This is a genomic window from Rhodovulum sp., from assembly GCF_011048875.1.
In the GTDB taxonomy this organism is placed as follows: domain Bacteria; phylum Pseudomonadota; class Alphaproteobacteria; order Rhodobacterales; family Rhodobacteraceae; genus Rhodovulum; species Rhodovulum tesquicola.
In genome coordinates this window covers 1-8,121 of sequence record NZ_DSDD01000203.1, presented here as the reverse complement: position 1 = coordinate 8,121, position 8,121 = coordinate 1, and the positions used below count along the sequence as shown (strand labels likewise).

The following is an 8,121-nucleotide window of genomic DNA, read 5'->3' as shown; positions in this document are numbered from 1 at the left end:
GTTTTGCGGATGTCACGATGGGCGCCGCGCGGTTGCAGGCCATCCTGCGCGAACTCAGCGCGCCCTGGGTGACCGACGCGATGACGCCGGCGGATGCACCCAATGTCATGCTGATCGTGCCGCTCGAGGAATTCCATACGCTTGGCGGTATGAGTGCGGCAAGCCAGTTGCGCCGGATGGGCATCTCGGTCTGCCTCTGTCTCGGCCAGTCCGAGGAAGAGATCCTGCAGAAGGTCGCGGCGCGGCGCTTCGACATGATCGCGATTTCCGTCTCCTGCCGCCAGAAGCTTGACGCGGCGCGCCGCCTGATCGGCGAGATCCGCGCGGCGGCAAGCGGTGCGGTGCCGATCGTGATCGGTGGGCGGGTGGTCGAGACGTCGGACGATGTCTGCGCGCTGACCGGGGCGGATCACGCCACGGCCGACCCGCGCGAAGCCTTGAACCTGTGCGGGGTCCGGGCGCCGGTTCCGGCGCCGCATGATCGCCTGGCGAGGATCTGAACATGTGGGGGCAGCCGGAATGGCCGTGTGGGTCAGGGTGACGTCACGGGGCACGAAATACTGGAGCAGTGGCGCAGTGCCGCTGATCGCCCCCGAGATGCTGGGCGAGATCATCGCCACGGCGTCCGACCTTGCGATCGTGATCTCGCTGGAGGGCCGGATCCTGTCGGTGCTGGTGAATGCCGGGCATCGCGCCCATGGCCAGCTGGACCATTGGGAAGGCTGTGACATCCGCGACGTGCTGACCGAGGACAGCCAGCCCAAGCTGGAGGCCAAGCTGAGGCTGTTCACCGAGTGTGGCGACAGCGTCCGCGCGGTGGAGTTGAACCACACCGACGGCAAGATCTGGGATTTCCCGGTGCGCTACTCCTTCCACCGGATCGGCCCGAACGGCAGCGTCCTGCTGATGATGGGTCGCGACCTGCGCCCCATCGCCGAGATGCAGATGCAGCTGATCGAGGCGCAGATGGCGCTGGAGCGGGATTACGAGACCCAGCGCGAATACGACACCCGTTATCGCGTGCTCAGCGAGGCGACGCAGGACGCCTTCGTCTTCGTGGGCACAAAGTCGGGCCGGGTGATCGACGCCAACCCGCCCGCCTGCGCAATTCTAGGTGTGACGCGCAACGACCTGATCGGCAGCGCGTTCGCCCAGGAGTTCGATGGCCGCCGGCGGGCCGAGTTCGTCGAGACCCTGAACCTGCGCGCGATGGACAATGCCGCCGAACCTTTGCCGGCCGAAGCGCGGCGCACCCGCATCCCGCTGCGGGTCGTGCCCACCGCGTTCCGCGCGGCGGGCGAGCCGTTGATCCTGTGCCGGCTCGATCGCGCCGATTTGGCGGGCAGCGCTGCAACCGAGATGGGCGAGACCCTGCGCGCCTTTTTCGAGGAGGGGGTGGACGCGATCGTCTTCACCGATCCCGACGGCACGATCCTGACCGCGAACGAAAGCTTCCTGGGTCTGGCGGACGCGCCGCAGGTCGCCTCGGTCAAGGGGCGTTCGCTCGGCGATTACCTGGCGCGCGGCAGCGTCGATCTGCGCGTTCTGGTCGAGAACGCGGTCCGCTCGGGCCAGATGCGGATGTTCGCGACCAAGCTGGCCGGGGCGTATGGCGCGCAAATCTCGGTCGAGATCTCGGCCACCTACCTGTCGGATCAGGGCCATCCCTGCATCGTCTTCGTGATCCGAGACGCAAGCCGACTGGAAGGCGTGCGCAAGCCCGGCGTTGCCGTGTCGGACGACGCGATGCGCAGCGTGATGGAACTGGTCGGCTCGGCCACGCTGAAGGACATCGTCGCCGAGACGACCGACGTGGTGGAAAAGATGTGCATCGAGACCGCGGTCGAACTGACCCGCAACAACCGGGTGGCCGCGGCCGAGATGCTGGGGCTGTCGCGCCAGAGCCTTTATGTGAAGCTCCGCAAATACGGGCTTCTGAGTCGAGACGGGGGCCACGACTGAGCCCCGACATGAGGATTTTCAGCCCCGAGCGGGTCAGGGAGAGCATGCGCAAGACATGACCGACATATCCAACGCCCAGCCCCGGCGCCTGCCGGAGCCCGCCGCCATGGTGACGCTGATCAAGCCGATCACCTGGTTCCCGCCGATGTGGGCCTATCTCTGCGGCACCGTCTCGTCGGGGGTCTCGCCGCTGTCCAGCCCCGGCCTTGTGCTTCTGGGCATGTTCCTTGCGGGTCCCGTGGTCTGCGGCATGAGCCAGGCGGCGAATGACTGGTGCGACCGGCATGTGGATGCGATCAACGAACCCTATCGCCCGATCCCCTCGGGGCGCATCCCCGGCCGCTGGGGGCTGTGGATCGCGCTGGCGATGTCGGCGCTGTCGCTGGTGATCGGCTGGCAGCTTGGCCCCTGGGGCTTTGGCGCGACCGTGCTGGGCGTTGCCGCGGCCTGGGCTTATTCGGCGGAACCCGTGCGGTTGAAGAAATCGGGCTGGTGGGGGCCGGGTCTGGTCGGCCTGTCCTACGAGACGCTGCCCTGGTTCACCGGGGCCGCAGTGCTCGCCGCGGGGGCGCCGTCGATCTACGTCGTCGTGATCGCGCTGCTATACGGGATCGGTGCGCACGGGATCATGACGCTGAACGATTTCAAGGCGCTGGAGGGTGACCGGCAGACGGGCGTCAACTCGCTGCCCGTGACGCTGGGCCCCGAAAAGGCGGCCTGGGTGGCCAGCATCGGGATGGCGGTGCCGCAGGTCTTGGTGATCGCGCTGCTCTGGCTCTGGGATCGGCCGTTCCATGCTGCGGGTGTTGGCGCCGTCCTACTGGTGCAGTTCTGGGCGATGTCGGTGATGATGAAGGACCCCAAGGGCAAGGCCCCCTGGTATAACGGCGTGGGCGTCGTGCTGTACGTCTCGGGCATGATGATCTCGGCCTTCGCGATCCGCACACTGGGGGCCGGTGCATGACGCTGTCCTGGCTTCAGATCGTCCGGCTGGGCGTGGTGCAGATGTGCATCGGGGCGGTCGTGGTGCTGACCACCACGACCTTCAACCGGCTGATGGTGGTCGAGCTGGCACTGCCGGCGATGCTGCCGGGTTTTCTGGTGGGCCTGCATTACGCAATCCAGATCACGCGGCCGAACTGGGGTTTCCTGTCCGACACAAAGGGCCAGCGCACGCGGTTCATCATCGGCGGCATGGCGGTTCTGGCGCTGGGCGGGTTCGGGGCGGCGGCGGGCGTCGTCGTTCTGGAACAGGACTATGTCTGGGGCCTTGTGGTTTCGCTGCTGGCCTATGTGCTGATCGGCATCGGGGTGGCGGCGTCCGGCACCTGCCTTCTGGCGCTGCTGGCGACCGCCACCGCGCCCGAGCGGCGGGCGGCGGCGGCGACGATCACCTGGCTGATGATGATCGGCGGCATCGCGATAACAGCGGGCGTGGTCGGCCAGTTCCTCGACCCCTACAGCCCCGAGCGGCTGCTGCGCGTGGTGGGCACCGTGGTGATTGCAGCGTTGATGGTCACGACGCTGGCGATCTGGGGCGTCGAACGGCGCGTCGTCACCCGGCGCGAGCCCGAATCCACCCCCTTCCTGCAAGGCTTCCGCGAGATCTGGGCAGAGCGGCGCGCGCGCATCTTCACCTTCTTCGTGTTCCTGTCGATGACCGCCTTCTTCATGCAGGAACTCATCATCGAGCCCTATGCCGGTCTTGTCTTCGGCTATACGCCGGGGCAGTCCACCTCGCTTTCGGGGCTGCAACATGCGGGTGCCTTTGTCGGCATGGTGGTCGTGGGCATCGCCTGCTCGGCGCTTCGGATCGGCCCCTTGCGCAACTGGGTGGTGCTGGGCTGCATCGGCTCGGCACTGGGGCTGTCCTCGGTCGCGGCGCTGGGCAATTACGCGCCGCATCTGCCGCTGGCGCCTGCGGTGATCGCAACGGGCTTCTTCAACGGCGTGTTCACCGTGGCCGCGATCAGCGCGATGATGGCCATGGCGGGCAAAGGCCGCAATGCGCGCGAGGGCACCCGCATGGGAATGTGGGGCGCAGCGCAGGCGATCGCGGCGGGCTTCGGCGGCTTCCTCGGCACTGCTGCGGCGGACCTGATGCGAAGCTTCATGGATGACGCACCGGCCTTCGGCACGGTGTTCATGACCCAAGCGCTGCTGTTCCTGCTCGCGGCCTGGATGGCAGCGAGAATCATCGACTCGAACCGACCCACAACAAAAAACGCGGGCCTTGTCCCGGGGGAGTGAAACACATGATCTTTGACGTTGTCGTTGTTGGTGGCGGCCCTGCCGGGGCCACGGCCGCAGAGGATCTTGCCCGGTCGGGCAAGAAGGTCGCCCTGCTCGACCGCGAGGGGCGGATCAAGCCCTGCGGCGGCGCGATCCCGCCGCGCCTGATGAAGGATTTCGACATCCGTGACGAGCAGCTCGTGGCCAAGATCGACACCGCGCGCATGATCTCGCCCTCGGGCCGCTATGTCGACATCCCGATCGAGAACGGCTTTGTCGGCATGGTCGACCGCAAGGATTTCGACCCCTTCCTGCGGGCGCGTGCCGAACGCGCCGGGGCCACGCGGTTCACGGGCACCTTCCTGCGCGTCGAGCGCGAGGAGGAAAAGACCTTCCTCGTCTTCCGCGACAAGGAAAGCCGCGAGGAGATCCGGCTTCAGACGAAATACGTCATCGGTGCGGACGGGGCGCGCTCGGACGTGGCCCGCGCCGAGGTGCCGGGCGGCGACAAGATCCCCTATGTCATCGCCTATCACGAGATCATCGCCGCCCCGATGGCGGTGGGCAACTACCAGCCCAACCGCTGCGACGTGATCTATGACGGGCGCATCAGCCCCGATTTCTACGGCTGGGTCTTTCCACACGGGCATACCTGCTCGGTCGGCATGGGCACCGGCGTCGACGGGTTCGACCTGAAGCAGGCCACCGCCGACCTGCGCCGGATGGCCGGGCTGGAGCAGGCCGAGACGCTGCGGAAAGAGGGCGCGCCGATACCACTGCGCCCGATGGATTGCTGGGACAATGGCCGCGACGTGGTCGTGGTGGGCGATGCCGCGGGCACCGTCGCGCCCAGCTCGGGCGAGGGCATTTACTACGCGATGTATGGCGGGCGGATCGGCGCGACGGCGGTGTCGGCCGCGCTGGCCTCGGGCCGGGCATCGGATCTGAAACTGGCGCGCCAGATGTTCATGAAGGATCACAAGATGACCTTCCGCGCCCTGCAAAGCATGCAGGATGCCTATTACCACAGCGACGAGCGGCGCGAGCGGTTCGTCTCGCTCTGCCACGACGTGGACGTGCAAAGGCTGACCTTCGAAAGCTACATGAACAAGAAGCTGACGAAGAAGCGCCCGCTGGCCCATATCAAGATCGGCATCAAGAACGTCGCCCACCTGACCGGCCTCGTCTCGCCGCAATACACATGAGCGAGATGATCCCGGCCTGGGTGAATGGCGAACTGACCCCCGTTGAGAAGCTGGAGGCCCATCAAAAGGGCCTTCGACACAAGGCGATTTCGGTCTTCGTGATGGATGGCGACCGCGTGCTGTTGCAGCGCCGGGCACTGGGCAAGTACCACACGCCCGGCTTCTGGACGAACACCTGCTGCACCCATCCCCGCTGGGACGAAAGCGCCGAGGACTGCGCCCGGCGGCGGCTGAGGGAAGAACTGGGGATCACGGACCTTTCGCTCGATTTCCGCCAGCAGGTGGAATACCGCGCCGATGTGGGCAATGGTCTGATCGAGCATGAAGTGGTCGATATCTTCGTCGCGCCCGCCGGGCCTGACCTGCGGATCGAGATGAACCCCGACGAGGTGATGGATGTCAGGTGGATCGACCTGCCCGACCTCGACCGTGCGGTAAGGGACGAGCCCGACGCCTACACGCCCTGGCTGAGGATCTATCTCGACCAGCACCGCGAGAGCATCTTCGGTTCCCTGTCGCCCGCCTAGGGCGGCCCGCCCGCCGGTCGGCCGGATCATCATCCGGTCGGCCGACGGGGCCTGTCAGTCGAACCACGAAAACAGGCTGCCAAGCGCGGTGCGCTGCGGCGGCTTGCAGGAGAGCTTGCGCAAGAACTCGGCGAGTTCGGCCTGCTCGACATGACCCGCGGCCACGGCCACCTCGAACCAGCGCCGCTGCCGCGTCCGGCGATATTTCCAGTCGCGGCGCAATCGCTCGACCAGCATCGGAAACATCTCGACCTCGCAGGAGATCGCCGCGCCATCCGGCATGATCCTGTCGTAACGGTAACGGCCGATCGGGTTGATGCCGACATGGCCAACGGCACCGGCGCGATCAAGGGCCTGGATTTCGGCGAATTTCCAGGGAATCGCACCGTTGATGCGCCATCCCTTGGGCATGACCCAGCGCCCCGAACCGCGCGCGGCGACCATCAGCACGAAAAGCGTTCCGTCCGAACTCCAGCGCATCGGGATTGCGGCGATTTCGGTTCCGTTTCGGGATCTGTCGCGATGGGCCATCATGTCCTGAGCACCTCTCGCCGGCTTGAACCCTCACATCTTTCGCGGATGGTCCGGCGACGAACCGAAAACCGCAGCAAAAAACAACAGTCCACACTGTAGTCGGCGAAAGACAAGGGAATGTTGCCGGGGCGCGCGCTGGTCTCAGACGTTGCGCGAGAACAGGCCCAGAACCGGCATGACCGCGAATTTCACCAGCGGGATCATCAGCCCGCCCAGCAAAAGACCGATCATTCCGTCAAGCCCGGCGGTCACCGCCCATTCGGTAGCTGGGCCGAACTGATCGGGAATGGCCTCGGCCGCAGCGGCCGCGATATGGTGGATGCCGATATAGGGCGCCTTTACCCCCAGTTCGTAAAGGCCATGGACGATGATCGAGCCTCCGACCCAGATCATGGCCGCGGTGCCGACGACGACCAGAAGCCGCATGAAATGCGGCATGGCGCGCACGATGCCGCCTCCCAGCGCCCGGGTTGCCGCCAGCCGCCCCCTGGCAGCCATGGCAAGCCCCGCGTCGTCGGCCTTGACGATCAGCCCGACAACGCCATAGACCGCAACCGTGATGATAAGCCCCGCCACCGCCAGGGCACCGGCCACCTGCCACAACGCCATCCCGTCGGGCAGTGCGGCCAGGGTGATCGTCATGATCTCGGCCGACAGGATGAAATCGGTCTTGATCGCCCCTTTCACCTTTTTCGCTTCGAGGTGGGGATCGGCCTCTTTCCGTTGGGCCAGCGCCTGCCCGTCATGGCCGGGGTGCAGCGCGTGCCAGATCTTTTCTGCCCCCTCGAAGCACAGATAGGCGCCCCCCAACATCAGCAGCGGCGCAATCGCCCATGGCGCAAAGGCCGACAGCAGCAGCGCCAGCGGCAGCAGGATCACCAGCTTGTTGAAGGCCGACCCCCTGGCGATGCTCCAGACGATCGGCAATTCGCGGTCGGCGGAAAAGCCATGGACGTATTTCGGCGTTACGGCGGCATCGTCGATCACCGCGCCTGCGGCCTTGGAGGATGCCTTGACGGCCTGCCCCACGACATCGTCCACCGAGGCCGCTGCCACCTTGGCGATGGCCGCCACGTCGTCGAGAAGCGCCAGAAGCCCGCTCATCCACCCTGCCCCGCGGCAGCAACACCGATTGCGAGCATAGTCGCCGTCAGTCGGCGAACAAGCCCGTTCAGACAGGCTGCGCTCCGGCGTGGGAGGCGTTGCGCATCGCCGCAAGCACGCAGATCGGCAGGGTCAGCAGCACCCCGAAACCCAGCGGCGGCAGCGCGACAAGAACGGTCAGCACGATCATCACGATGGCGCCGACCCTCGTGGCATAGAACATGCCGAAGGGGCTGAGCAGCAGCGCCGCGAGTGCGGCGACGGCGATATTATCGCCGCAGCAAGGGCAGGTGTCGTCGTCGAGCGGGCGGGCGTCACCGAAGCTTCGGGCCATGTCTGTCCCCGCATGTTGCCTGATGACCCGGCGCCGTGCCGTGCCGGACGTCCATGCGACAAGCCTGGGTGCGGAATGGGGCCCGAATGGCGCGGCCGCCGGGGAATTGCGTGAAACTTCTCGTCAATTCAAGCGGCCGCGACCGGATCAGAAATCCAGATTGGCCACGCTCAGCGCGTTCTGCTGGATGAACTCGCGCCGGGGTTCCACGACATCGCCCATC

General features: G+C 66.3%; 9 protein-coding genes and 1 pseudogene. 7 read left to right on the top strand and 3 right to left on the bottom strand.

The features are described 5' to 3' along the window. The 6 genes and pseudogenes from ENN83_RS07100 to idi all read left to right on the top strand — a co-directional run. The coding region (locus tag ENN83_RS07100) for a cobalamin B12-binding domain-containing protein (RefSeq protein ID WP_287185537.1) at positions 1-500 on the top strand (500 nt) is incomplete at its 5' end. Between the two features lie 19 nt (positions 501-519). Further along, complete coding sequence (ppsR, locus tag ENN83_RS07095) at positions 520-1,962, top strand: transcriptional regulator PpsR (protein WP_287185536.1); 1,443 nt, start codon at positions 520-522, stop codon at positions 1,960-1,962. Between the two features lie 52 nt (positions 1,963-2,014). Next, positions 2,015-2,926 (top strand): annotated as a pseudogene (gene chlG / locus ENN83_RS07090) (chlorophyll synthase ChlG); the annotation flags it as partial. After that, positions 2,923-4,212 (top strand): BCD family MFS transporter, encoded by a 1,290-nt coding sequence (locus ENN83_RS07085; protein ID WP_287185535.1) that lies wholly within the window; start codon positions 2,923-2,925, stop codon positions 4,210-4,212. The pseudogene chlG and the gene ENN83_RS07085, both read left to right, overlap by 4 nt. A 5-nt stretch (positions 4,213-4,217) precedes the next feature. After that, complete coding sequence (locus tag ENN83_RS07080; protein WP_287185533.1) at positions 4,218-5,399, top strand: geranylgeranyl diphosphate reductase; 1,182 nt, start codon at positions 4,218-4,220, stop codon at positions 5,397-5,399. Further along, complete coding sequence (idi, locus tag ENN83_RS07075) at positions 5,396-5,926, top strand: isopentenyl-diphosphate Delta-isomerase (protein ID WP_287185532.1); 531 nt, start codon at positions 5,396-5,398, stop codon at positions 5,924-5,926. Before ENN83_RS07080 ends, idi begins: the two co-directional genes overlap by 4 nt. Positions 5,927-5,980: 54 nt before the next feature. Here idi and ENN83_RS07070 read toward each other — a convergent pair whose 3' ends face one another. The 3 genes from ENN83_RS07070 to ENN83_RS07060 all read right to left on the bottom strand — a co-directional run bounded on the left by ENN83_RS07070 (position 5,981) and on the right by ENN83_RS07060 (position 7,898). Further along, the gene (locus ENN83_RS07070) at positions 5,981-6,406 is read right to left on the bottom strand and encodes an NUDIX hydrolase (protein WP_287185531.1); all 426 of its coding nucleotides are present in this window, start codon (positions 6,404-6,406) and stop codon (positions 5,981-5,983) included. A gap of 195 nt (positions 6,407-6,601) precedes the next feature. Continuing rightward, positions 6,602-7,564 carry a DUF808 domain-containing protein gene (locus ENN83_RS07065; protein WP_287185530.1) on the bottom strand — a complete coding sequence of 321 codons (963 nt, stop codon included), beginning with the start codon at positions 7,562-7,564 and terminating at the stop codon, positions 6,602-6,604. A gap of 67 nt (positions 7,565-7,631) precedes the next feature. Then, positions 7,632-7,898 (bottom strand): hypothetical protein, encoded by a 267-nt coding sequence (locus ENN83_RS07060; RefSeq protein WP_287185528.1) that lies wholly within the window; start codon positions 7,896-7,898, stop codon positions 7,632-7,634. A gap of 22 nt (positions 7,899-7,920) precedes the next feature. On the opposite strand from ENN83_RS07060, the gene ENN83_RS07055 reads away from it, so the two are divergent. Then, on the top strand, positions 7,921-8,121 hold a 201-nt coding region (locus ENN83_RS07055), incomplete at its 3' end, for a hypothetical protein (protein ID WP_287185527.1).

Bases quoted from the DNA above. Each gene is read 5' to 3' on its own strand.
- ppsR (WP_287185536.1), top strand. From the start codon at position 520: ATGGCCGTGTGGGTCAGGGTGACGTCACGGGGCACGAAATACTGGAGC.
- ENN83_RS07085 (WP_287185535.1), top strand. From the start codon at position 2,923: ATGACGCTGTCCTGGCTTCAGATCGTCCGGCTGGGCGTGGTGCAGATG.
- ENN83_RS07080 (WP_287185533.1), top strand. From the start codon at position 4,218: ATGATCTTTGACGTTGTCGTTGTTGGTGGCGGCCCTGCCGGGGCCACG.
- idi (WP_287185532.1), top strand. From the start codon at position 5,396: ATGAGCGAGATGATCCCGGCCTGGGTGAATGGCGAACTGACCCCCGTT.
- ENN83_RS07070 (WP_287185531.1), bottom strand. From the start codon at position 6,406: ATGCGCTGGAGTTCGGACGGAACGCTTTTCGTGCTGATGGTCGCCGCG.
- ENN83_RS07065 (WP_287185530.1), bottom strand. From the start codon at position 7,564: ATGAGCGGGCTTCTGGCGCTTCTCGACGACGTGGCGGCCATCGCCAAG.
- ENN83_RS07060 (WP_287185528.1), bottom strand. From the start codon at position 7,898: ATGGCCCGAAGCTTCGGTGACGCCCGCCCGCTCGACGACGACACCTGC.